The organism is Agromyces sp. Y575 (genome assembly GCF_059445445.1).
The window spans coordinates 97,313-121,696 of the sequence record NZ_JCAIUI010000002.1; the positions used below are offsets into that span (position 1 = coordinate 97,313).

General features: G+C 66.4%; 20 protein-coding genes. 3 read left to right on the plus strand and 17 right to left on the minus strand.

What is annotated here, in order from left to right; all coding sequences use genetic code 11:
- Positions 1-45 precede the first annotated feature (45 nt).
- The 5 genes from AC1C2U_RS06630 to nrdH form a co-directional block, all read right to left on the minus strand.
- A complete protein-coding gene (locus tag AC1C2U_RS06630) occupies positions 46-1,575 on the minus strand; it encodes an IS30 family transposase (RefSeq protein WP_495360947.1) in 1,530 nt (509 codons plus the stop codon).
- Positions 1,576-1,782: 207 nt separating this feature from the next.
- Positions 1,783-2,805 (minus strand): class 1b ribonucleoside-diphosphate reductase subunit beta, encoded by a 1,023-nt coding sequence (gene nrdF, locus AC1C2U_RS06635; RefSeq protein WP_495360948.1) that lies wholly within the window; start codon positions 2,803-2,805, stop codon positions 1,783-1,785.
- A gap of 90 nt (positions 2,806-2,895) precedes the next feature.
- The gene (gene nrdE, locus AC1C2U_RS06640) at positions 2,896-5,001 is read right to left on the minus strand and encodes a class 1b ribonucleoside-diphosphate reductase subunit alpha (protein WP_495360949.1); all 2,106 of its coding nucleotides are present in this window, start codon (positions 4,999-5,001) and stop codon (positions 2,896-2,898) included.
- 32 nt (positions 5,002-5,033) lie between these two features.
- Positions 5,034-5,450 carry a class Ib ribonucleoside-diphosphate reductase assembly flavoprotein NrdI gene (nrdI, locus tag AC1C2U_RS06645; RefSeq protein ID WP_495360950.1) on the minus strand — a complete coding sequence of 139 codons (417 nt, stop codon included), beginning with the start codon at positions 5,448-5,450 and terminating at the stop codon, positions 5,034-5,036.
- Between the two features lie 68 nt (positions 5,451-5,518).
- Positions 5,519-5,752, minus strand: coding sequence for a glutaredoxin-like protein NrdH (gene nrdH / locus AC1C2U_RS06650; RefSeq protein ID WP_495360951.1), 234 nt, complete (start codon positions 5,750-5,752; stop codon positions 5,519-5,521).
- 516 nt (positions 5,753-6,268) lie between these two features.
- Here nrdH and AC1C2U_RS06655 point away from each other — a divergent pair.
- Positions 6,269-7,066, plus strand: a complete 798-nt coding sequence (locus AC1C2U_RS06655) for an alpha/beta fold hydrolase (RefSeq protein WP_495360952.1) — start codon at positions 6,269-6,271, stop codon at positions 7,064-7,066.
- A gap of 242 nt (positions 7,067-7,308) precedes the next feature.
- On the opposite strand, the gene AC1C2U_RS06660 is transcribed toward AC1C2U_RS06655, so the two are convergent.
- On the minus strand, positions 7,309-7,893 hold the full coding sequence (locus AC1C2U_RS06660) for an HhH-GPD-type base excision DNA repair protein (RefSeq protein ID WP_495360953.1): 585 nt from the start codon (positions 7,891-7,893) through the stop codon (positions 7,309-7,311).
- A 229-nt stretch (positions 7,894-8,122) separates the two neighbouring features.
- On the opposite strand from AC1C2U_RS06660, the gene AC1C2U_RS06665 reads away from it, so the two are divergent.
- Complete coding sequence (locus AC1C2U_RS06665; protein WP_495360954.1) at positions 8,123-8,506, plus strand: VOC family protein; 384 nt, start codon at positions 8,123-8,125, stop codon at positions 8,504-8,506.
- Positions 8,507-8,657: 151 nt separating this feature from the next.
- On the opposite strand, the gene AC1C2U_RS06670 is transcribed toward AC1C2U_RS06665, so the two are convergent.
- The 5 genes from AC1C2U_RS06670 to AC1C2U_RS06690 form a co-directional block, all read right to left on the minus strand.
- Positions 8,658-9,734 carry a LacI family DNA-binding transcriptional regulator gene (locus AC1C2U_RS06670; RefSeq protein WP_495360955.1) on the minus strand — a complete coding sequence of 359 codons (1,077 nt, stop codon included), beginning with the start codon at positions 9,732-9,734 and terminating at the stop codon, positions 8,658-8,660.
- A gap of 24 nt (positions 9,735-9,758) precedes the next feature.
- Entirely contained in the window at positions 9,759-10,790 is a 1,032-nt protein-coding gene (gene yjfF, locus AC1C2U_RS06675; RefSeq protein ID WP_495360956.1) for a galactofuranose ABC transporter, permease protein YjfF, read from the minus strand.
- Complete coding sequence (locus tag AC1C2U_RS06680; RefSeq protein WP_495360957.1) at positions 10,787-11,833, minus strand: ABC transporter permease; 1,047 nt, start codon at positions 11,831-11,833, stop codon at positions 10,787-10,789. Before AC1C2U_RS06680 ends, yjfF begins: the two co-directional genes overlap by 4 nt.
- The gene (locus AC1C2U_RS06685) at positions 11,830-13,542 is read right to left on the minus strand and encodes a sugar ABC transporter ATP-binding protein (protein WP_495360959.1); all 1,713 of its coding nucleotides are present in this window, start codon (positions 13,540-13,542) and stop codon (positions 11,830-11,832) included. The genes AC1C2U_RS06680 and AC1C2U_RS06685 overlap by 4 nt, the downstream gene beginning before the upstream one ends.
- A 262-nt stretch (positions 13,543-13,804) precedes the next feature.
- Positions 13,805-14,791 (minus strand): ABC transporter substrate-binding protein, encoded by a 987-nt coding sequence (locus tag AC1C2U_RS06690; protein ID WP_495360960.1) that lies wholly within the window; start codon positions 14,789-14,791, stop codon positions 13,805-13,807.
- A gap of 279 nt (positions 14,792-15,070) precedes the next feature.
- On the opposite strand from AC1C2U_RS06690, the gene AC1C2U_RS06695 reads away from it, so the two are divergent.
- Positions 15,071-15,826 carry a hypothetical protein gene (locus AC1C2U_RS06695; RefSeq protein WP_495360961.1) on the plus strand — a complete coding sequence of 252 codons (756 nt, stop codon included), beginning with the start codon at positions 15,071-15,073 and terminating at the stop codon, positions 15,824-15,826.
- A gap of 8 nt (positions 15,827-15,834) precedes the next feature.
- Here the strand turns inward: AC1C2U_RS06695 and AC1C2U_RS06700 are convergent, their stop codons facing one another.
- The 6 genes from AC1C2U_RS06700 to AC1C2U_RS06725 form a co-directional block, all read right to left on the minus strand.
- A complete protein-coding gene (locus tag AC1C2U_RS06700) occupies positions 15,835-16,896 on the minus strand; it encodes a LacI family DNA-binding transcriptional regulator (protein ID WP_495360962.1) in 1,062 nt (353 codons plus the stop codon).
- 28 nt (positions 16,897-16,924) lie between these two features.
- The gene (gene mmsB / locus AC1C2U_RS06705; protein WP_495360964.1) at positions 16,925-18,166 is read right to left on the minus strand and encodes a multiple monosaccharide ABC transporter permease; all 1,242 of its coding nucleotides are present in this window, start codon (positions 18,164-18,166) and stop codon (positions 16,925-16,927) included.
- A 46-nt stretch (positions 18,167-18,212) separates the two neighbouring features.
- On the minus strand, positions 18,213-19,739 hold the full coding sequence (gene mmsA, locus AC1C2U_RS06710) for a multiple monosaccharide ABC transporter ATP-binding protein (RefSeq protein ID WP_495351399.1): 1,527 nt from the start codon (positions 19,737-19,739) through the stop codon (positions 18,213-18,215).
- 134 nt (positions 19,740-19,873) lie between these two features.
- On the minus strand, positions 19,874-20,953 hold the full coding sequence (chvE, locus tag AC1C2U_RS06715) for a multiple monosaccharide ABC transporter substrate-binding protein (protein WP_495361957.1): 1,080 nt from the start codon (positions 20,951-20,953) through the stop codon (positions 19,874-19,876).
- A gap of 190 nt (positions 20,954-21,143) precedes the next feature.
- Positions 21,144-22,658 carry an L-arabinose isomerase gene (gene araA / locus AC1C2U_RS06720; RefSeq protein WP_495360965.1) on the minus strand — a complete coding sequence of 505 codons (1,515 nt, stop codon included), beginning with the start codon at positions 22,656-22,658 and terminating at the stop codon, positions 21,144-21,146.
- 45 nt (positions 22,659-22,703) lie between these two features.
- A complete protein-coding gene (locus AC1C2U_RS06725; RefSeq protein WP_495360966.1) occupies positions 22,704-24,320 on the minus strand; it encodes a xylulokinase in 1,617 nt (538 codons plus the stop codon).
- Between the last annotated feature and the right edge of the window lie 64 nt (positions 24,321-24,384).

Genomic DNA, 24,384 nt, shown 5'->3' on the forward strand with positions numbered 1-24,384 from the left:
CTGGTTGATCTCGTTGACGATGCGTGCGACGTGTGCGGTCGAGTGTTAGGCGAGGTTCGTGCCTTTCGGGAAGTACTGGCGGAGGAGGCCGTTGAAGTTCTCGTTCGCGCCGCGCTGCCAGGGGCTGGCGCGTTCGGCGAAGTAGATCGGGATCCCGGTCGCGGTCGTGAGGGCTTCGTGGCTGGACATCTCGACGCCCTGGTCCCAGGTCAGGGAACGCTTCAGATGCGCCGGCAGTGTGGCGAACGCCCCGATGACGGCATGGTTCACGGACGCGGCGGTGTGATCCTTCGGCAGGTTGATGACCATCCCGTAGTGAGTCGTCCGCTCACGCAAGGTGACCATCGCGGAAACGGATCCGACACCAACGATGAGGTCGCCTTCCCAGTGGCCGGCGGTCTGCTTCGTCTCGATCTCCGCGGGGCGTTGATCGATCATCGTCATGTTCCGGATTCTCGATCCCTGCCCGGTGCGGGTGCGCCACCGGGTCTTCCGGATCCGGCGGCCGGTGCGCAGCTTCAACGCGTACCGCTGGTGCAGCCCAGCGCTTTCTCGCAGCAGCAGGGCGCGGTAGATGGTCTCGTGACAAAGCTGCATGGTGGCGTCGCCCGGGTAGGTCTTACGGAGCCAGCCGGCGATCTCCTCGGGTGACCAGCACCGGTTCAGTTTGCGTTGCACGAGCAGCCGCAACGGCCCGTTGGCGACCAGTCTTGGGGTCTTCGGGCGGGCGCGTTGCCGGTGCGCGTCATGGTCGGCGGTGCGGGGCAGGTAGTTTCCGTGCGGGCCGCGGTGTCGACGCAGTTCCCGGCTGATCGTCGACGGGTGCCGGCCGAGCTGCCGGCCGATCTGGCGCATCGAGCACCCCAACCGCAGCAGGTCCGCGATCTGCACCCGCTCCCGCCCCGTCAGGTACCGCCCCGTCGACCGTGCCGGGGTGAGCGAAGGAATGAGGAAGTTGTTCTGCTGACGGATCAGGGTTCCTGCGCGACGAGACATACCCATGAGTCTGCAAGCGTCCACGTTGCTGACGCCCTCCCGCATCAACTGCCAGTACCGATCGACCCGTTCCCGACGACGTTTCGACGCGTCCGTTTCTCCGAGCATCGCGTCGACCAGTCCTGCCGACGCATGCAACGCGTCACGGTGCGCGGCAGTCGCCGCGCTCTGCTTGTTCCGTTCCGTTGCCTGCCGGTCTCGTTCGAGTTCCTCGGCCCGACCCGGAGTCAGCCGCAATCGTCGTGCACACTGCGCCACCCCGGCCCCGCCGGAACGGAGCTCACGAAACCGGCGTTGCATCCACCGGTAGCCCGTGGAACGCGAAACCTCCGCTGCCCTGCACGCGGCATCGCAGTCCGCCCCAGACTCAAATGCCGCCCAGAACACCTGCTCCCGTGACGAATCCACCCGCAGATGATGGCGATCATCACGCCCGACCAGCGCTTCCCAGTCCGGCAACCGACTCGAACGGAACCCGAGCGCATCGACCGCGTCACCAGAACTCAGCCCGCCACGACGCAGCTCAAGATACCGATCACGCAGGAACCGGTAACCGACCTCCATATCGATCCCCGCCATCCGGGCGGATCCTTTGAGGCCATGCCCCTGGCCTACCGCGGCCAGAAACCGCACAGCCGCAGGAGAAGAGAACGACAACACCACGAGCAACGACCTCCAGGAAGGGGCGTTGCATCGATCAACAGAATCCGGGCTACCTCAATCGCTTCAGCCTCGACACGCTCTCCGCCGTCTCCTTGGCCTGTCGGTCGAAAGCTCTCACAAGCTCTAGAAGTCCCAGTCCTCATCCTCGGTGACCACGGCCTTGCCGATCACATACGACGACCCGCTACCCGAGAAGAAGTCGTGGTTCTCATCCGCGTTCGGGGAGAGCGCCGAGAGGATCGCCGGGTTCACGTCGGTGACGGTCTTCGGGAACATCGGCTCGTAGCCGAGGTTCATGAGGGCCTTGTTGGCGTTGTAGTGCAGGAACTTCTTGACGTCTTCGGTCAGGCCGACGCCGTCGTAGAGGTCTTGGGTGTACTGCACCTCGTTGTCGTAGAGCTCGTAGAGCAGCGAGAACGTGTAGTCCTTCAGGTCGTCGCGCTCGGCCTGCGACAGCTGCTCGAGCCCCTTCTGGAACTTGTAGCCGATGTAGTAGCCGTGCACGGCCTCGTCGCGAATGATGAGGCGAATCATGTCGGCCGTGTTGGTGAGCTTCGCCCGCGACGACCAATACATCGGCAGGTAGAAGCCCGAGTAGAACAAGAAGCTCTCGAGCAGCGTCGAGGCGACCTTGCGCTTCAGCGGGGAGTCGCCCTGGTAGTACTCCATGACGATCGCGGCCTTCTTCTGAAGGTTCTCGTTCTCGACCGACCAGCGGAAGGCATCGTCGATGTCCTTCGTCGAGCACAGCGTCGAGAAGATCGACGAGTAGCTCTTCGCGTGCACCGACTCCATGAACGCGATGTTCGTGTAGACGGCCTCTTCGTGCGGGGTGATCGCGTCGGGGATGAGCGAGACCGCACCGACCGTGCCCTGAATGGTGTCGAGCAGCGTGAGGCCCGTGAACACGCGCATCGTCAGAATCTGCTCGTCGCGGGTCAACGTGTTCCACGACTGGATGTCGTTGGACAGCGGAATCTTCTCGGGCAGCCAGAAGTTGTTGACCAGACGGTTCCAGACCTCGAGGTCTTTGTCGTCTTGAATGCGGTTCCAGTTGATCGCATTGACGTGGCTGACCAGCTTCAACTTGCCGCCCGTGTGGGCGGGATCGTTGCTGGCCGAATTCACCGGGTCTGTGAGAGTCATGTCATATTCCTTCTGAGCGGATGTCTCGTGGCGGATGTCTCTGGCGGTGGGTTTCGACAGGCTCAACCCACAGTTAGTGAGTAATTCTCACTAAAGCATGCACGAAACACATTCCGTCATGTCGGTGCCCTCGAGGGCCATCTGGCGCAGGCGGATGTAGTAGATCGTCTTGATCCCCTTCTTCCATGCGTAGATCTGCGCCTTGTTGATGTCGCGGGTCGTCGCCGTGTCCTTGAAGAAGAGCGTGAGCGAGAGGCCCTGGTCGACGTGCTGCGTCGCCGCGGCGTACGTGTCGATGACCTTCTCGTAGCCGATCTCGTAGGCGTCCTGGTAGTACTCGAGGTTGTCGTTCGTCATGAACGCCGCCGGGTAGTAGACGCGGCCGAGCTTGCCCTCTTTGCGAATCTCGATCTTCGACGCGATCGGGTGGATCGAGGCCGTCGAGTTGTTGATGTACGAGATCGAACCGGTCGGCGGCACGGCCTGCAGGTTCTGGTTGTAGATGCCGAACTCGGCGACCGACGCCTTCAGCGCCTTCCAGTCCTCCTGCGTCGGAATGTGCACGTTCGAGTCGGCGAAGAGCTGCGTGACCTTCGCGGTCTCGGGCACCCACGCGGCATCCGTGTACTTGTCGAAGAACTCACCCGACGCGTACTTCGAGTCGGCGAACCCATCGAAGGTCTCGCCGCGTTCCTTCGCGATGTTGTTCGAAGCCTGCAGGGCGTGGAACAGCACCGTGTAGAAGTAGATGTTCGTGAAGTCGATGCCCTCTTCGCTGCCGTAGAAGATGCGCTCGCGGGCGAGGTAGCCGTGCAGGTTCATCTGGCCGAGGCCGATGGCGTGCGACTTGTCGTTGCCGTCTTCGATCGAACGCACCGAGGTGATGTGGCTCATGTTCGACACGGCGGTGAGGCCGCGGATGGCGGTGTCGACGGTCTTGCCGAAGTCGGGCGAGTCCATCGTGAGCGCGATGTTCAGCGAACCGAGGTTGCACGAGATGTCTTTGCCGATCTCGTTGTACGAGAGGTCTTCGTTGTACGTCGTCGGCGTGTTGACCTGCAGAATCTCGCTGCAGAGGTTCGACATGTTGATGCGGCCCTTGATGGGGTTCGCCTTGTTCACCGTGTCTTCGAACACGATGTAGGGGTAGCCGCTCTCGAACTGAATCTCGGCGAGGGTCTGGAAGAACTCGCGGGCGTTGATCTTCGTCTTCTTGATGCGGGGGTCGTCGACCATCTCGCGGTACTTCTCGGTGACCGAGATGTCGCCGAACGGCTTACCGTAGACGCGCTCGACGTCGTACGGCGAGAAGAGGTACATGTCTTCGCCGTTCTTGGCGAGCTCGAACGTGATGTCGGGCACGACGACACCGAGCGAGAGCGTCTTGATGCGGATCTTCTCGTCGGCGTTCTCACGCTTCGTGTCGAGGAACCGCATGATGTCGGGGTGGTGGGCGCTGAGGTACACCGCACCGGCACCCTGGCGAGCACCGAGCTGGTTGGCGTAGCTGAAGCTGTCTTCGAGGAGCTTCATCACGGGGATGATGCCGCTCGACTGGTTCTCGATCTGCTTGATCGGGGCGCCGGCCTCGCGAATGTTGCTCAGGGAGAGCGCCACGCCGCCGCCGCGCTTCGAGAGCTGCAGGGCGGAGTTGATGCCGCGCGAGATCGACTCCATGTTGTCTTCGATGCGCAGCAGGAAGCAGGAGACGAGCTCGCCGCGCTGCGCCTTGCCCGTGTTGAGGAACGTCGGGGTGGCCGGCTGGAAGCGGCCGCCGATGATCTCCTCGACGAGGTTGACGGCGAGCTTCTCGTCGCCCTGGGCGAGACCGAGCGCGGTCATGACCACGCGGTCTTCGAAGCGCTCGAGGTAGCGCTTGCCGTCGAAGGTCTTGAGTGTGTAGCTCGTGTAGTACTTGAACGCGCCGAGGAACGTCTCGAAGCGGAACTTCTTCGAGTACGCGAGATCGTTGAGCTTCGTGATGAACTCGAACGAGTACTGGTCGAGCACGGCCTGCTCGTAGTACTCCTTCTCGACGAGGTAGTCGAGCCGCTCTTTCAGCGAGTGGAAGAAGACGGTGTTCTGGTTGACGTGCTGCAGGAAATACTCCCGCGCGGCCTCGCGATCTTTCTCGAACTGGATCTCACCGTTCGGACCGTAGAGGTTCAGCATCGCGTTCAGGGAGTGGTAGTCCATGCCGCTCGCCGATCGCGGTGCGTCGATGAGCGCTACGCCGTCAGTTGTCGCTGTGTTTGCCAAAATACGTCCAATCCATCGTTGACGGCGCGAACGTCGTCTGGTGTTCCGAATACTTCGAAGCGGTAGAGGTGCGGCACCCCGGTCTTGGCGGCGATGATGTCGCCGGCCAGGCCGAAAGCCGTACCGAAGTTGGTGTTGCCCGCGCTGATGACGCCGCGGATGTTCGAGCGGTTGTCGGGATCGTTCAAGAAGCGGATGACCTGCTTCGGAACGGCACCCTTGCCGTCGCCGCCGCCATAGGTCGGCACGACGAGCACGTACGGCTCGTCGACGTGCAGTGCTTCTTCACGCGCATGCAGCGGGATGCGGGCCGCAGTGCGACCGAGCTTCTCGACGAAGCGCTTCGTGTTTCCCGAAACGCTCGAGAAGTAGACCAGGTTCGTCATGGTTACCCTCCCTCGTTCGCTGAGCCTGTCGAAGCGAACCCCCGCTCCTTCGACAGGCTCAGGGAGCCTCAGGCGAGTCGAGACGCGAGTTCGGCGATCTTGTCGGGCCGGAAACCCGACCAGTGGCCTTCATCGGTGATGACGACCGGAGCTTGCAGGTACCCCAGTTCCTTGACCTGCGCGAGCGCGCTCTCGTCGACAGAGAGGTCGAGCACTTCGTACTCGATGCCTTTGCTGTCGAGGGCGCGGTACGTCGCGTTGCACTGCACGCAAGAAGGCTTGGTGTAGACCGTGACCGTCATTGTTTTCCCCTCGTTCTCAGGCTCTGGAGGAGCCCGTCCCCCGGTGTTTCTTTCGTTCTTCAATACTACATCTAGTGTTCGTGGAACTCGAATGCCACAACATGCAGTAGTTACATTCGTGTAGTTATCCACCGGGTTATCCACCGGTTGTGAACAATGGATGCCGCGGCGACCGGCGGATTCTCGGGGGCTTCGACCCGGGTTATCCACACCCGCCGAGTTCGAAATCTCTTGGCCTGTGGACGGATGCCGGGCGTGTCGCGAATCGGAACCCTTGGGGGCGATTCGCCTCGCCGACCCCTACATATGGTGTTGTAACCCCCACGATGCCACCACCCACCGACATTCCCGCTCTGCAGGTTGAGCCCGTCGAAACCCTCTCTCTGCGGGTTGAGCCTGTCGAAGCCCCTGTGGCGCTGGGTTTCGACAAGCTCAACCCGCACGGACGACACCCTCAACCCCCGGCAGAATGCGCCCAGCAGGCGTAACCTGACCCCGAGCGAAGGGGCCCGCCTGATGACCGAGTACGTGACATCCGCCGACGGCACACGCATCGCCTACGACCAGCAGGGCTCGGGGCCGCCCGTGATTCTCGTCGACGGGGCGATGCAGTTCCGCGCCTTCGATCCCGCCACGACCGAGATGGCCAAGGAGCTCGCCGGTCACGGCTTCTCCGTCGTGCACTACGACCGGCGCGGCCGCGGCGAGAGCCCCGCCGAGCCGCCGATCACCCTCGAGCAGACCCTCGACGACCTCCGCGCGCTCATCGCCGAAGCCACCGAGGGCGCCGACGACGCCGTCGCGCTGTTCGGCAGCTCGTCAGGTGGGGCGATCGCCCTCGCCGCGGCATCCGCGGGTCTGTCGATCTCGAAGCTCGTGCTGTGGGAGGTGCCGCTCAACGCCGAACTCGGCCCCGAAGGCGAGCAGTTTCTTGCCGGTCTTCGCGAACGCATCGCGGCGGGCGACGGCGACGCGATCATCGAGTATTTCATGAAGGACATGCCGCCCGAGTGGCTCGCGGGGTCGAAGGCGAGCCCCGGCTGGCCGATCATGACCGCGATGGGGCCGAGCCTCGAGCCCGACTCCGAGGCGCTCGCCTGGACGCAGAGCGCGCCTCGGGCGTCGCTCTGGGCCGGCATCACGCAACCGACGCTCGTGCTCATCGGCGAGCAGACCCTCGAAACCATGCGCCCCGCCGCCGACTCGCTCGTCGCGAACCTGCCGAACGCGGTGGCCGGCACGGTGCCCGCCGCCCAACACGCCTGGGAGCCGAAGTCGATGGCGCTGACGATTGCGGGATTCCTCGTCGGCTGAGGGCTCTCGCCTGATTCGGCGGCTGCAGCGGCGGCTGAGGGCTCTCGCCTGATTCGGCGGCTGCAGCGGCGGCTGCAGCGGCGGCTGCCTCGGCGCCAGCGTCGGCGGCTGCAGCGGCGCCAGCCGGATCGGCGCCAACTGGAGGGGCGCCAGCCGGATCGGCGCCAGTCGGAGGCGTGTCGGAGGCGTGTCGGAGGCGTGTCGGAGGGGCGCCAGCCGGAGGCGTGTCAGCCGGAGGGCTGTCAGCCCTTCGCGGCCTTCGCCGCCGCCTTCGCCGCCTGCTTCGTCGCGCGCACCTTGGCGAGCGACTCGGGGTCGACGATGTCGGCGACCGAGCGGAACGCGCCCTCGTCGCCGTACGCGCCCGCGGCCTCACGCCAGCCCGGCGCGGTGAGGCCGCGCTGCTTGCCGAGGAGCGCGAGGAAGATGCGCGCCTTCTGGTCGCCGTAGCCCGGCAGCTTCTTGAGTCGAGCGAGCACTTCGGCACCGTCGGGGTCGCCCTGCGTCCAGATCGCGGATGCATCGCCGCCCCAGTCGGCGACGACCGCCTCGGCGAGCGCCTGCACACGACCGGCCATCGATCCGGGGAAGCGATGCACGGCCGGCGTCTGCTTGAACGCCTCGACGAAAGCCTCGGGGTCGTACCCCGCGATCGTCGCCGGGTCGATCGAGCCGATGCGCGAACGGATCTTCTCGGGCCCGGCGAACGCCGACTCCATGCTCACCTGCTGGTCGAGGAGCATTCCCGTGAGCAGTGCGAACGCGTCGTCGCTGAGCAGTGCGTCGGCGGCCGGATCTCCCGTGATGTGCAATGCCATGCGTCCCATCCTTCCACCAAGCGGCACGGGCCGCCCAGACGAGAGTGCACTCCGCGCCCACCACACGGCAACAACTGCACTCTCGACCGAGCTCGACGGCCGAATGTCGCGGCGTGAGCCGCGGCATCCGTAGCGCTCGAATGCGGACGGAAACTGACCGCATCGTTGTCTACCGTGAAGGCAAGCGATTCGATGGAACGAATCGCACCTCATCGCATCGAATCCCCGAGGAGTCACCATGGACTGGAAGATCGAACTCATCCACGTGCCCGTCACCGACATCGACCGCGCGAAGGACTTCTACGTGAACAAACTCGGCTTCAACGCCGATCACGACCAGGTGGTCAGCGAGGGACTGCGCTTCGTGCAGCTGACCCCGCCCGGATCTGCGTGCTCCATCGCCTTCGGCGAAGGCCTCGGCGGCACGCTCGAGCCCGGCACACTCGACGTGATCCAGGTTGTGATCGCCGACGCCGACGCCGTGCTCGCCGACCTCCGCGCGAAAGGCGTCGAGGCCGAGGGCGTCGACGAGCAGGCGTGGGGCCGCTTCGTCACGGTGAAGGATCCCGACGGCAACACGTGGACGCTGCAGCAACTGCCGGACTGGAGCCAGCAGGGGTAAGACCCGCAGTCGCGGCGGTCGCGGCCGCGCACAACTCCGGAGATCCGGACGCAACCACGGCGCGCCGCGTCCAGGTGAGCGGCGTGTCAGCGGCGAACTCCGGAGTTGTGCACGGCAAGCGGGACAGGATCTCGCGGCGCTCGCCCCTCGATCAGCGGGGTACGGGGTCGATGGCCCGCGTCGACGCCCGCACCACGAGGGTCGGCGCCCGCACGAGCAGGTCTTCGGCCTGCTCGTCGCCGAGCACCGTCAGCACCGCCGAGACCGCGTCGCGGCCGAGCAGCGCGAAGTCCTGCCGCACGGTCGTCAGCGGCGGTGCGATGTGCTCGGCCTCGGGGATGTCATCGAAGCCGACGACGCTCACGTCTCCGGGCACCGAGCGACCCGACTCGGTCAGTGCGTGGATGAGCCCGAGCGCCATCTGGTCGTTGCCGACGAACACGGCGGTGAAGTCTGGGTCGGATGCCGCGAGCTCGAGCCCGAGCCGGTACCCGCTCGCCGGCGACCAGTCGCCCACGAGCGGCTCACGCGCGACGAGCGAGTGCGCCGCGAGCACATCGCGCCAGCCGCGGGCGCGCTCGGCGGCATCCATCGAGTCGGCAGGCCCCGCCAGGTGACGGATGTCGCGGTGCCCGAGCTCCACGAGGTGCGACGCCGCCCGGCGCGCCCCCTCGAACTGGTCGAGCGTGACCCGGTGCGCGAGCCCCCCGTCTTGCGAGGCGACGGCGATGAGCGGCACCCCGAGCTCGATGCCCTGCACCGCGTCGACGGCCGTGCGGTGCGCCGCGATGAGCACGATGGCCTCGACGTTCTGCCGCACGAGCATCTCGGCCGCGGCACGCAGCGACGCGGCATCCGTCTCGAGCAGGCTCGCCATGATGACCGCATAGCGGGCGTCGCGCGCGGCCTGGTTGAAGTGCAGCGCCGTGGCCGATGGGCCGAAGTCGGGAGCGCCCGTCGTGATCAGTCCGAGGGTGCGTGAGCGTCGGGTGACGAGTGCGCGCGCTGCTTGCGACGGCACGTAGCGCAGCTGCTTGATCGCCTTCTCGACGCGGTCGCGCGTGGCCGGCCGCACGTTCGGCAGGTCGTTGAGCACGCGTGACACCGTCTGGTGCGATACGCCGGCGAGCCGCGCCACATCGAAGATGGTGGCCGCGCGCGCCTTGTCGTCTTCACTCACCGGTTCCGTCGGCTCCTGCCCGGCGCTTCCGCGCGCACTCTGCTGCACCTCATTATCCGAGACGGCGGGCCGCTACCGCCGCCGCGACGTGAGCACCTTCTGCAGGATGATGAACACGAGCAGCAGCGCACCGATGAAGATCTTCGTCCACCACGAGCTCAGTGTGCCCTCGAAGGTGATGAGAGTCTGGATGACCCCGAGCACGAGCACCCCGAGCACCGAGCCGAGCACGAAGCCGTAGCCGCCCGTGAGCAGCGTGCCGCCGATGACGACCGCCGCGATCGCATCGAGCTCGGTGCCGACCGCCGTCAGCGAGTAGCCCGAGAGCGTATAGAAGGAGAACAGCACGCCCGCGAGGCCCGAGCAGAAGCCCGAGATCACGTAGACGAGCACCTTCGTGCGGGCGACCGGCAGGCCCATGAGGCGCCCCGACTGCTCGCTGCCGCCGAGCGCGTAGACGGTACGCCCGAGCCGCGTGGCGTGCAGCACGACCACGGCGATGAGCACCGCGACGATCGCGATGATGACGCTCGGCGTGATCGACAGGTTGCCCCCGAGCGGGATGCGCGTCACGGCGAGCGAGACGAACGAGGCATCCGTGATCGAGATCGAGTCTTTGGAGATGACGTAGCAGAGCCCTCGTGCGAGGAACATCGCCGCGAGTGTCGCGATGAACGGTTGCACTTGGAAGACGTGGATCATGAGTCCGACCGCGAGTCCGAGCACCGAGGTGAGCACGAGGATGAGCGGGATGACGGCGCCTGCCGTCCACCCGGCCTGCAGCAGGCTCGCGGTGATCATCGTCGAGAGGGCGACGACCGCACCGACCGAGAGGTCGATGCCGCCGGTGAGAATCACGAACGTCATGCCCACGGCGAGCACGATCAGGTAGGCGTTGTCGACGAAGAGGTTCAGGAACACCTGCCCAGAGAAGAACCCGCGGTAGCGGATGCCGCCGATCACGAACACGGCGATGAAGAGCACGAGCGTCACGAGCACGGGCCCGTACTTCGGGCTCGTCAGGGTCGAGCGGATGCCGCTGACGATGCGTGAACCGAGGGAGACGCCCGCGCCCGTGGCGCCGGTGGCCTGGATGCTGCTCATGATGCGGCGATCCCCTTTCCGGCTCTGAGTGCCAGTCTTCGGCGGAATCCGGCGAGCGCGGCGTTCGTCGTGGGCGATTGGAGCAGGCACACCGCGGTGACGACGGCGGCCTTGAAGACCATCGTCGCGATCGGCGGGATGCCGACCGTGTAGACGGTCGTGACGAGGGTCTGGATGACGAGGGCGCCGACGAGGGTGCCGGTGAGCGAGTAGCGCCCGCCGGCGAGCGAGGTGCCGCCGATGACGACCGCGAGAATCGCGTCGAGCTCGATGAACAGGCCCGTGTTGTTCGCGTCGGCCGCGGTCTGGTTGGCCGTGAGGATGAGCCCCGCGATCGCGGCGGAGAACGCGCAGCACGTGTAGACCGCGAACAGCAGCCCCCTCGCCCGCACGCCCGCCTGGCGGCTCGCCTCGGGGTTGATGCCGACCGACTCGATGAGCATGCCGAGTGCCGTGCGCCGGGTGAGCAGCGCCGCGACGCCGAAGACGACGGCCGCGATGATCACCGCGATCGGCACGCCGAACCAGAAGCCCGAGCCGATCGCCTTGAACGGCGGGCTGTTCACCGTGAGGATCTGCCCCTCGGTGATGAGCATCGCCATGCCGCGGCCCGCCGTCATCAGAATGAGGGTCGCGATGATCGGCTGAATGCCGAGCACGGCCACGAGAAATCCGTTCCACACGCCCATGACGAGCGAGATGAGGAGGGCCACCGTCACGGCAACGGCTACCGTCGCGGGGCTGCCCGGGTCGGGCGAGCCGAGAATGATCGAGCACGCCACCGCGCCGGCGATCGCCGCGACGGCGCCCACCGAGAGGTCGATGCCGCGCGTGGCGATGACGAGCGTCATGCCGACCGCGATGATGAGCGTCGGCGCGCCGTTGCGGAGGATGTCGACGAGGCTGCCGAAGAGGTGCCCGTCTTTGATCGTGATCGAGAAGAAGCCGGGGAAGGCGACCACGTTGATCACGAGCAGTGCGACGAGCATCACGACCGGCCAGAAGAGGCGGCTCGCGACGATGCGAGCGATGATGGCGCTCATGGGCGGTCTCCGGTCGGGTCGGTGGGTGAGTGAGATGGGGGTTCGCTCCCCGAGTTCCCTGAGCGCGTCGAAGGGGGTTTGTTCCCTGAGCCCGTCGAAGGGGGTTCGCCATCCCCAGCGGCATCCGCTTCGACAGGCTCAGCCGGCGAATCAGAGCCCTCGGCGATGAGGGCGAGCAGTGCCTCGACGCCGAGGTCGTCGTTGATGAGGTCGGCGACGATGCGCCGGTCGCGCAGCACCGCGACCCGGTGACTGAGCCGCAGCACCTCTTCGAGCTCTGCGGAGATGAAGAGCACGCTCATGCCGTTCTCGGCGAGCGAGTAGACGAGCTTCTGGATCTCGGCCTTCGCGCCGATGTCGATGCCGCGCGTCGGCTCGTCGAGAATCAGCAGGTGCGGGGCGATCGCGAGCCACCGGGCGAGCAGCACCTTCTGCTGGTTGCCGCCTGAGAGGTTGCGCACGAGCGCGTCGGGGTTCGCCGGCCGAATATTAAGGGCCTGGATGTAGCTCTGCGCGAGCTCCTCCTGCCGTTTCTTCGGGATCGGGCGGAACCAGCCGCGGTCGGCCTGCAGCGCGAGCACGATGTTGTCGCGCACCGTGAGCTCGTCGACGACACCCTCAGCGCGACGGTTCTCGGAGGAGTAGGCGATGCGCCGCGAGATCGCCTGCCGCGGGGTGCGCAGCTTCGTCGGCGTGCCCTCGATCGAGAGGGTGCCCGCGTCAGCGCGGTCGATGCCGCCGAGGAGGCGGGCGAGCTCGGTGCGTCCCGACCCGAGGAGGCCGGCGAGGCCGACGACCTCGCCCGGCGCGATGTCGAGATCGAACGGGGCGATCGCGCCACGACGGGCGAGGCCGGCCGCGGCGACGAACGGCGGCTCAGCGACATCCGTCACCGCCTCGCCTTCGCCGCCCGCGGCGGCCGCGTGCGCCCGCCGCTCGAGGGCGTCGAGAGTCTCGAGCTCTTTGCCGATCATCTTCTGCACGAGGTCGATGCGCAGCAGCTCGTCGGTGAGGTACTCCCCCACGAGCTTGCCGTTGCGGAGCACGGTGAGGCGGTCGCAGATCTCGTAGACCTGGTCGAGGAAGTGGGAGACGAAGAGGATTGCGACACCCTGCTCCTTGAGCGAGCGGATGACTCGGAAGAGCTCGGCCACCTCGTCGGCGTCGAGGCTCGAGGTCGGCTCGTCGAGAATCAGCACCTTCGCCTGCACGTCGATCGCGCGGGCGATCGCGACGAGCTGCTGCACCGCGAGCGAGTGGTCGCCGAGCAGTGATCCAGGATCGATCTCGAGGTTCAGGCCGTCGAGCAGCTCGGCGGCGCGGCGCTTCGTGGCACGCCAGTCGACGAGGCCGAAGCGACGAGGTTCGCGCCCGAGCATGATGTTCTCGGCGACCGTGAGGTTCGGCAGCAGGTTCACCTCTTGGTAGACCGTCGAGATGCCGGCCGCCTGCGCCTGGGCCGGGCCGTTGAACGAGACCCGTTCGCCCGCGAGCATGATCGTGCCGGCGTCGATGCCGTAGACGCCCGTGAGGGCCTTGATCAGGGTCGACTTGCCGGCGCCGTTCTCGCCCATGAGCGAGTGCACCTCGCCCGGGAACATGCGGAAGTCGACGCCGTCGAGGGCTTTGACGCCCGGGAACGTGATCGAGATGCCCTGCATCTCGACGACCGGCGCGGCAGCGGGTGCATTGGTCACGAGTCTCTCCATCGAGGGGGTTATACGGGTTGAGCCTGCCGAAACCAGATCGAACCCTGCGGGTTGAGCCAGCCGAAACCCGTCCAACAGGTTTCAGTCTGTGCGGGTTGAGCCTGCCGAAACCAGATCGAACCCTGCGGGTTGAGCCAGCCGAAACCAGTCCAACGGGTTGCAGTCTGTGCGGGTTGAGCCTGCCGAAACCCTACTGCCCGGTTTCGTCGAACCGACCCAGAACGAGCGAGCGGATGCCGCGGCATCCGCTCGCTCGAATCTCTCAGTACTGGCGGTCGGGCAGCGCCTCGATCGCCTGCTCCTGCGTGAAGGTCGTCTCTTCGGTGATGATGCGCTTCTCGGGCGCCTCACCGTCGTTGATCTGCTTCACGATGTCGACGAGCTGCGCCCCGAGGAGCGGCGAGCACTCGACGATGAAGTTGATCTTGCCGTCGGCGAGGGCCTGCATGCCGTCTTTCACCGCGTCGACCGTGACGATCTTGATGTCTTGCCCCGGAACGAGCCCGGCCGCCTCGATCGCCTCGATCGCACCGAGACCCATGTCGTCGTTGTGCGCGTAGATGAGGTCGACGCCCGGGTTGGACTTCAGCAGCGCCTCGGTGACCTGCTTGCCGCCGGCACGCGTGAAGTCACCGGTCTGGCTCGCGACGACCTCGAGGTTCGGGTTCTCGGCGATGACGTCGGCGAAGCCCTCGGCGCGGTCGATCGCCGGAGCGGCGCCCGTCGTGCCCTCGAGCTGGATGATCTCGACGGGCTCGGTCGCGTCGGCGTACTCCTCGAGCACCCAGGCGCCGGCCTTCTCGCCCTCTTCGATGAAGTCGGAGCCGAGGAAGGAGACGTAGAGCGAGTCGTCTTGCGAGTCGACCGCGCGGTCGGTCAGCACCACGGGGATGCCGGCAGCCTTCGCCTCGTTGAGCACTGCGTCCCATCCGGTCTCGACGACCGGGGAGAACGCGATGACATCGACCTGCTGCTGGATGTAGGAGCGGATCGCCTTGATCTGGTTCTCCTGCTTCTGCTGCGCGTCGGAGAACTTGAGCTCGATGCCGGCCTCTTCGAAGGCGGCCTGAATGTCTTTCGTGTTCGCCGTGCGCCAGCCCGACTCGGCGCCGACCTGGGCGAATCCGACGACGAGTTCGTCGAGCGCCTTGGGGCCTTCGGCGGAGCCCGTGCCGCCGTCGCCGCTCGCGCAACCGGCGAGGGCGAGAGCGAGTGATGCCGCTGCGGCGATGCCGATCAGCTTCTTCATCATGAACCTCCTTGTTCAGGGATCCGGCTCGGATGTGCTGCGAGCTCCTGGCGCCGGCCGACCAGATCGTTCTGGCCGTGCTAGGGATGTTAGCGCTCACTTGTGAGCGCTCACAAGTACGAGTTTCATAACGTCTTGGTCACGACGTTGCCATTGCTCTGGCTGGGATAGGCGCTCGAGAGGTCAACGAGCGCGTGCGCCGATGTGAGCGCTCATATCCGCGGCCCGCACGCGAGCCGATCCATCCCCGAACGGAGTGCCGGCGCGTAGGCTGGCGGCATGTCCGACCTCTCGCGCCACCTGCCGCTCAGCCAGCGGGCGCAGCAAGACGAGTCGGGTGTGTCCTCGCACTGGGATGCCGAACTCGCCGCCGTTCTCGGTTCCCTGGTCGACGGTCTCCGCACGCAGCCGCCTGAAGCGTGGCACGTCCCGACGCTCCGCCGCGGCTGGACGGTGCGGATGTCGGCCGCCTTCATCGTGCAACAGCTCACCACGCCCTTCACAGGCCGCATCACCGCTGCCGCCCTCGGCCTCGCCGAGCACGTCTTCAGCCGGAACGCCGCCGAGGCGGCCTCCGCCCTGAAGGCAGCCGATGCGACGAACCCCGAGGAGACGCTCGACGCCCTCGCCGCCGTCATCACCTCCGCCACGGCGGCCGCAGCGCTCGGCGTCGGCCATATGGGCATCCGCCAACTCGAGACGGCCGTCGTCGGCGGCCTCGACATCGCACTGCCACTCGGCATCGAACTCGCCCTCCCGGCATCGGCGACCGGCCCCGTCGCCCTGCGGCGAGCCCTGGCTGCGCCGGTGGAGATCAAGGCCGTCATCCGCGGCCACTCGCTGCGCGCCACGGATGCCGGTTGGAGCTTCGGTCGCGGACCCGAACTCGTCGACACGGCTGCCGGCCTGCTCCTGTTCCTCTTCGACCGCAGCGACGTGCCGCCGCATCCGCGCGGCGACCTGAGCACTGACAACGGCAGTGCGAGCGCCGACGGCGACGGGGCGACAGACGGGAACAGCAGCGCACCGCGCTGACCGTCGACTCAGACTCGCGCCGTACTGCTGCGCACCACGAGCTCGGGAAGTCGGGCGATGCGGTCGGGAGCATGCTCCTCATCTCCGAGCACGTCGAGCACATTCGCCATGATGTCGCGCCCGAGCCCCTCGAAGTCCTGCCGCATGGTGGTCAGCGGTGGGGCGAAGTGCGCGGCCTCCGGAATGTCGTCGAAGCCGATCACGCTCACGTCTTCGGGCACGCGGATGCCCGCGTCACCGAACGCGTGCAGCACGCCGAGCGCCATCTGGTCGTTGCCGACGAATACCGCCGTGAATTCGCCGCCGTCGATCTCTCGGTTCGCGGCGAGCGCCTGCCCGGCACGATAGCCGGACTCCGACGTCCAGTCCCCCACCATCGGCTCCGACGCCGGAAGGTCGTAGTCCCGCAGCGCTGCGGCCCAGCCGCGCACGCGCTCGCCTGCGTCCATCGCATCGGGAAGCCCGGCGACGTGGCGGATGCGCCGATGCCCGAGGCCGATGAGGTGCTCCACTGCGACGCGGGCGCCGTCGTACTGGTCCATGGCCACCTGGTGCATGCCGTCGACCGGCTCCGAAGCCAACCCGACGAGCGGCACCTCGATCTCGATGCTGCGGGTGGCGGTGATCGCGGCCCGCTCACCCGAGATCAGCACGATCGCCGAGACGTTGTGGCGCACCATCATCGAGACAGCGGCACGCAACGAGGTCGCATCCACCTCACGCATCGCCACCTGGGTGACCGTGAACCCCGCCTCGCGGGCGGCCTCGTTGAAGCCGAGCGCTGCGTTCGACGGCCCGTAGTCCGGCCGGCCGGCCGTGATGAGGCCGATCGTCTGGGAACGGCGGGATGCCAGAGTGCGTGCGGCCGGCGATGGCGTGTACGACAGCTCGCCCATCGCCTGCTGCACTCGCGTGCGGGTCGAGGCCCTCACGCCAGGCAGGTCGTTGAGCACCCGCGAGACGGTCTGGTGCGAGACGCCCGCGAGCTTGGCGACGTCGAACATCGTGGCCGGCTGATCACGGCGTGCGGATGCCGCGGCGGAAGGCGCGGGCGCAGGTGCATCCGTCATCGCATCCCTCTCCCCCACCACGCGGGATCTACGCGCCGCCGGAGCGGCGCTTGTTGTACACGTCGAACGCGACGGCGAGCAGCAGCACGAGACCTTTGACCGCCTGCTGCCACTCGATGCCGATGCCCATGATCGACATGCCGTTGTTCAGCACGCCGATGATGAGACCACCGATGATCGCGCCGCCGATCGTGCCGACGCCACCCTGCACCGCTGCTCCACCGATGAAGGCGGCGGAGATGGCCTCGAGTTCGAAGCCGTCACCGGCCTTCGGGCCGGCGAGGTTGAGGCGGGCGGTGAAGATGAGACCGGCTAGTGCGGCGAGGAAGCCCATGTTGACGAACAGCCAGAAGTCCACACGGCGGGTCTTGATGCCTGAGAGTTCGGCCGCGTGACGGTTGCCGCCGATGGCGTAGATGTGGCGGCCGAAGACCGAGCGGTTCATCACGACGCCGTAGACCATCACGAGCACCGCCAGGATGATGAGCGTCACCGGGATGCCCTTGTACGAGGCGAGGGCGTAGACGAAGAAACCGATGGCCAGCGAGACGAGCACGAGCTTCGTGACGAACCACACGATGGGCTCGACATCCTGGCCGTACTTCTGGCGTCCGCGGCGAGTGCGCGCCTGCTGCACGATGAGCGCGAGGATGGCGATGACGCCGATGCCGAGGGTGAAGATGTCGGGATCGGACTCGCCGAAGATGCCGTTGACGAAGCCGTTGCCGAGGGCGCGGTACTCCGCCGGGAAGGAGCCGATGTTGGCGTTGCCGAGCACCACGAGCGCGAGACCACGGAAGATGAGCATGCCGGCCAGCGTCACGATGAACGCGGGTATGCCGACGTAAGCGATCCAGAATCCCTGCCAGACGCCGACGAGGGCGCCGATCGCGAGAGAGAGGATGACGGCGAGCCACCACGGGAGGCCCCACGTCACGGCGAAGAGGCCGGAGCAGGCGCCCACGAAGGCGGCGACCGATCCCACTGACAGGTCGATGTGACCGGCGATGATGACCATCACCATGCCGATCGCAAGAACCAGGATGTAGCCGTTCTGCACGATCAGGTTCGAGATGTTCTGCGGTCGCAGCAGGATGCCGTCGGTCAGGAAGGAGAACAGCACCACCACGATGATGAGGGCGATGAAGATGCCGTTCTTGCCGAGGTCCGACAGGATGTGACTCAGGCGGTCGGTGAATTTGTTCTCGACCGGATTGATGTTGCCGCCGACGGCCTCGGACTCCGTCTGGGTCGGCGTTGGGTCTGACATTTTGTCTCCTCTGAGGGGCTGGAAGGAAAGGCCGCGAGCGTCGGCGCTAGCGGGGCTTCTCCATGGTCATGAGCTTGAGAACCGATTCGGGGCTCGCTTCCTCGATGGGAAGCTCGCCCGTGATGCGTCCTTCGGAGAGGGCGTAGATGCGGTCGCAGATGCCGAGCAGCTCGGGCAGCTCGGAGGAGATCACGATGACGCCCTTGCCCGCTGCCGCCAGCCGGTTGATGATCGTGTAGATCTCGTACTTCGCGCCGACGTCGATGCCGCGAGTCGGCTCATCGAGGATGAGCACATCGGGATCGGAGTAGATCCACTTCGACAGCACGACCTTCTGCTGGTTGCCGCCCGAGAGCTTGCCGGTCTTCACGAGCACGCTCGGCGCCTTGATGTTCATCGAGGTGCGGTACTCGTTGGCGACCTTGAACTCCTCGTTGTCGTGCACGAGGCCGAACTTCTCGAGTTTGCCGAGCGACGCCATCGAGATGTTGCGCTTGATGTCGTCGATGAGGTTGAGACCGAAGGTCTTGCGGTCCTCGGTGGCGTAGGCGATGCCGTTGCCGATCGCCTCCGACACGGTGCGCGTCTTGATCTCCTGGCCGCGCTTGAAGACCTTGCCCGAGATGCGCGATCCGTAGCTCTGGCCGAACAAGCTCATCGCGAACTCGGTGCGACCGGCGCCCATGAGGCCGGCGATGCCGACGATCTCGCCGGCGCGCACATTGATGCTCACGTTGTCGACCATCACGCGCGAGGTGTCCTGGGGGTGGTGCGCCGTCCAGTCCTCGACCCGCAGCAGCTCTTCGCCGATGTTCGGCGTGTGCTCGGGGTAGCGGTGCTCGAGGTCGCGGCCCACCATGTCTTTGATGATGCGCTCTTCCGAGACATCCGCCTTGGAGATGGTCTCGATCGTCTTGCCGTCGCGGATGACCGTGACCGTGTCGGCGATCTTCTTGATCTCGTTGAGCTTGTGGCTGATGATGATCGACGTGATGCCCTGCTCTTTGAGGTGCAGGATCAGGTCGAGCAGGTGATCGGAGTCCTCGTCGTTCAGCGCCGCGGTCGGCTCGTCGAGGATGAGCAGCTTCACGCGCTTCGAGAGCGCCTTGGCGATCTCCACCAACTGCTGCTTGCCGACCCCGATGTTCATGATCTTCGTCGTCGGGTTGTCGCGGAGGCCGACGCGGTGCAGCAGCGTCTGAGCTTCGTGGTTCGTCTTGTTCCAGTCGATGAGCCCGCCGCGACCCTTGACCTCGTTGTTGAGGAAGATGTTCTCGGCGATCGACAGGAAGGGACTGAGGGCGAGCTCCTGGTGGATGATGACGATGCCCTTGGCTTCGCTATCGGTGATCTCCTTGAACTCGACCACCTCGTCTTCGAAGACGATGTCTCCTTCATAGGTACCGTGGCCGTACACGCCCGAGAGCACCTTCATGAGGGTGGACTTGCCGGCGCCGTTCTCGCCGCAGATGGCGTGCACCTCGCCGCGCGCGACCTCGAGCGTCACGTCCGAGAGTGCCTTCACCCCGGGGAAAGTCTTCGTGATGCTGCGCATCTCGAGAATGTTCGTCATTGATTCTCCTGCTTCCTTGACGGATGCCTGGACTGCTCAGAGGCGTCCGCGTGCCGGGGCTTGGTGCGAGAGTACTCGCCACCGGGCCCCGGCACGCGACCGTCGATCAGCGCGTGATCGGCAAGACCGGGCGATCAGCCCGTGATGTCTTCTTCGGTCCAGTAGCCGCTGTCGACGAGGATCTCGTTGATGTTGTCCTTGACGACGATCTGCGACTCGAGCAGGTACGACGGAACGACCTTCTTGCCGTTGTCGTAGTCCTCGGTGTTGTTCACCTCGGGCTCTTCACCGTTGAGCAAGGCGGTCGCCATGTCCACGGCCACGACCGCGAGCTTGCGGGTGTCCTTGAAGATGGTGGCGTACTGCTCGCCGGAGTTGATGGCTTTGACCGAGTCGAGCTCGGCGTCCTGGCCGGAGATGATCGGCCATTCGGCGCCCACGGTGTATCCCGCGTCCGTCAGAGCCGAGATGATGCCACGCGACAGGCCGTCGTAGGGCGAGAGCACCGCGTTCACCTTGGAGCCGTCGGAGTAGCTCTTCGTGAGGATGTCCTCCATGCGGCTCTGGGCGACCTCGCCGTCCCAGCGCAGCGTCGCCGCCTGCTCGAAGTCGGTCTGGCCGCTCTTGACGACGAGCGTTCCGTCGTCGATGAGGGGCTGCAGGGTGTCGATCGCGCCGTCCCAGAAGAACGTGGCGTTGTTGTCATCCGGCGAACCGGCGAACAGCTCGATGTTGAACGGGCCGGCGGGAGCACCGTCGACCGGCTCGCCCTCGAGGTCCGTCAGGCCGAGACCGCTGAGCAGCGAGGTGGCCTGCTGCACACCGACCTTGTAGTTGTCGAACGAGGCGTAGTAGTCGACGTTCTCGCTGTCGCGGATGAGGCGATCGTAGGCGATGATCGGGATGTCGGCGTCAGCCGCATCCTGCAGCACCTGCGTGAGGGTCGTGCCGTCGATCGAGGCGATGATCAAGGCCTCCGCGCCCTTGGTGATCATGTTCTCGATCTGCGAGACCTGCGTGGGGATGTCATCCTCCGCGTACTGGAGGTCGACCTTGAAGCCCTGCTCCTCGAGCTGCTCCTTGACGGCGTTGCCGTCCTGGATCCAGCGTTCGGAGCTCTTGGTGGGCATCGCGACGCCGATGAGGCCGCCGTCGCCGCCCCCGTCGCCCGCGTTGTCCCCGGATCCGCCGGAGCAGGCCGCGAGCGCGAGCATCGAGCCCGCTGCCAGCGTTGCGAGAAGAACCTTCTTGGTGGTCTTCACTGTGTTTCCTTTCACTGATGGACGTCGTTGTTCACCTGGGCGGTGTGCGGCTTCGATGTCGTCCATGAAGCATCGAATCCGCTGCCGACGGCCGAAGCGACCGTACGGCGGGTGTTCAGTTGTGTGAATCGGCTGTGCTTCGTCACAGTCCTTGCGCCAGGCGGTAGTACGCCTGGTTCCAACGCACCTCGCGCGCGAAATCGCGCTGGGTGGTGGTCTCATCGATCACGAGCAGCTCGGTGCGAGCGATCTCGGCGAAGTCACGGAACACGTCGACGCCCACAGCGGTCGACATGACGGTGTGGTGCGCGGCACCGGCGGTCAGCCAGCATGCGGCGCTCGTGGCGAAGTCGGGCGCCGGCTTCCAGACGGCGCGCCCGACGGGCAGTTTCGGCAGATCGGGCGCCGACACGTTCTCGACCACGTTCGCCGTGAGGCGGAAGCGGTCGCGCATGTCGGAGAGCGCCACGACGACGGCCGGGCCGGGGTCGGCAGTGAAGACGAGGCGCACGGGGTCGTCCTTGCCGCCGATGCCGAGCTCGTGGATCTCGAGCGTCGGCTTCGACGTCGTCAGCGACGGGCTCACCTCGAGCATGTGCGCGCCGAGGATTCGCTCCTGCCCGGGCACGAGGTCGTAGGTGTAGTCCTCCATGAGACTCGCGCCGCCGGGCAGGCCTGCACCCATGACGTTCGCGATGCGCACGAGGATGGCCGTCTTCCAATCGCCCTCCGCGCCGAAGCCGTAGCCATCGGCCATGAGACGCTGCACGGCGAGGCCTGGAAGCTGCTTGAGGGCGCCGAGGTCTTCGAAGCTCGTGGTGAAGGCCCCGAACCCGCCCTCCTCGAGGAAGGAACGCAGTCCGATCTCGATGGCGGCGCCGTCGCGCAGACTCTGGTGGCGGTCGCCACCGGCACGCAGCTCGGGGACGACCTCGTAGAGCTCCTCGTATTCGGTCACGAGGGCGTCGATGGCCGTCTCGGATGCCGCGGCAACGGCATCCGCCAGTTCGTTGACGCCCCAGGTGTTGACCTGCACACCGAAGCGCAGCTCGGCCTCGGTCTTGTCGCCCTCGGTCACGGCGACGTAGCGCATGTTGTCGCCGAAGCGGGCGAGCTTGAGGGTGCGCGATGCCGCCCAACCGGCCGCTGCGCGCTGCCAGGTCTCCACCTGCTGCTGCACGGTGGGGTTCGACACGTGGCCGACGACCGTCTTGCGGGCGATGCCGAGGCGGGTCTGGATGTAGCCGAATTCGCGGTCGCCGTGAGCGGCCTGGTTGAGGTTCATGAAGTCGAAGTCGATCTCGCCCCACGGCAGCTCGACGTTGGCCTGGGTGTGCAGGTGCAGCAGCGGCTTCGCCAGTGCGTTGAGGCCGGCGATCCACATCTTGGCCGGGCTGAAGGTGTGCATCCAGGCGATGACACCGATGACGTTGTCGACTGCATTGACCTCGAGCGCGAGGCGGCGGATCGCATCCGAGTCGGTGAGTACCGGCTTCCAGACGACCTTCACCGGAACGCCCGTGCCGAGTTCGTCGGCGATCGCGCGCGACTGCTCGGCCACCTGGGCGAGCGTCTCCTCGCCGTAGAGGCCCTGGCTCCCGGTGAGGAACCAGACCTCGTACTCGTCGAGGGAGGTGGTGAGGGGCGAGCGGGTCATGTGTCGTCTTCCTGTGTCGGTTCGTTGGATTCGGATGCGCCGGGGTCAGAGTGCTTCGACGGCGGCGGCCTCGGCCGAGAGGCCCGCTCGGTATCGGTCGAGGAACACCGCGAAGCCGGCCACGTCCTCCGCGACGGGCGTCACGGTGTCGAACTCGGCCCGGGCGAAGACGCTCTGGGCGAGGTAGGCGCCGAGGTCGGCGTCGGGCGCAGCCGAGAGATATGAAGCGAGCACGGCGATCCCCCATGCACCGCCTTCCGAGGCGGTCTCGCCGACGGCGACCGGGGCGTCGAGTGCGCCGGCGAGCAACCGCTGGGCGACACCGGCCGTACGGAAGATGCCACCGTGAGCGAACATCCGCTCGATGGCGACGTCTTCACCGACGAGCACGCGCATGCCGAGGCTGAGGGTTCCGAAGACGCCGTACAGCTGCGCGCGCATGAAGTTGGCGAGCGTGAGCCGACTGTCGGGAGTGCGCACGACGAGGGGCCGGCCCTCCGTGAGCCCGGCGATCGGCTCCCCGGCCAAGTGGTTGTAGGCGAGCACCCCGCCGGCGTCGGCCTCGCCATCGAGCGCCTCCCGGAAGAGCACCTCGAAGACGGCGTCGGTGTGCGCTTCAGCCCCGGATGCCGCGGCGAATCGGGTGAACAGGCCGACCCAGGCCGCCAACTCGCTCGCGCCGTTGTTGCAGTGCACCATGGCGACGGGATCGCCGGCCGGAGTCGTGACCACGTCGAGTTCGTGGTGCGCGTGCTGGAGTGGTCGTTCCAGCACGACCATCGCGAAGATGCTCGTGCCTGCGCTGACATTGCCCGTCCGCGGCGCAACCGAACACGTCGCGACCATGCCAGTGCCGGCGTCGCCCTCAGGAGGGCACAGCGGCGCACCCGGCTGCAGGCTTCCCGAGGAGTCGAGGAGCGCCGCGCCCTCGGCAGTGAGCCGTCCGGCCTCGCGTCCGGCGACGAGTACCTCCGGCAGCAGCTCGGCCACGCGCATGCCGGGCGCCCGCTCGGCGACGAATTCGTCGAAGTTCGCGAGGAGCCGCTCATCGTAGTCGAGCGCCCCGGAATCGATCGGGAACATCCCGGATGCATCGCCGACGCCGATCGCCTTCCGGCCGGTGAGCCGCCAGTGCACGTATCCGGCGAGAGTGGTGAGGAAGCTGATCGCGGGAACGTGCGGCTCCTCGTCGATGATCGCCTGCTGCAGGTGGGCGATCGACCATCTCAGCGGAATGTTGAGCCCGAACCGCTCGCTCAGCTCGGCGGCCGCCGGCCCGGTCGACGTGTTGCGCCATGTACGGAACGGCACGAGCAGCTCGTCGTTCGAATCGAACGCGAGATAGCCGTGCATCATCGCCGAGATGCCGATGGCGCCGAAGGTCTGCGGCACCACGTCGTAACGGGCTCGCACGTCGGCGACGAGGTCTGCGTACGCCGCCTGCAAGCCCGACCAGACGTCTTCGAGCGAATAGGTCCAGACGCGGTCGACGAAGCGGTTCTCCCACTCGTGGCTCCCGATGGCGAGCACGACGGTCGGATCCTCGCCGACCAGGCACGCCTTGATGCGGGTCGAACCGAGCTCGATGCCGAGCGAGGTGCGTCCCTCGAGGATCGCCGCGGCCGCATCGGCACGGGCCCGCTGGTTCGTCGGCTCGGCCATCAGCGCGCATCCCCCGCCTGCGCGGATGTGCCGGTCTGCCCGGCTGCGCCTCCTGGACGGGCAT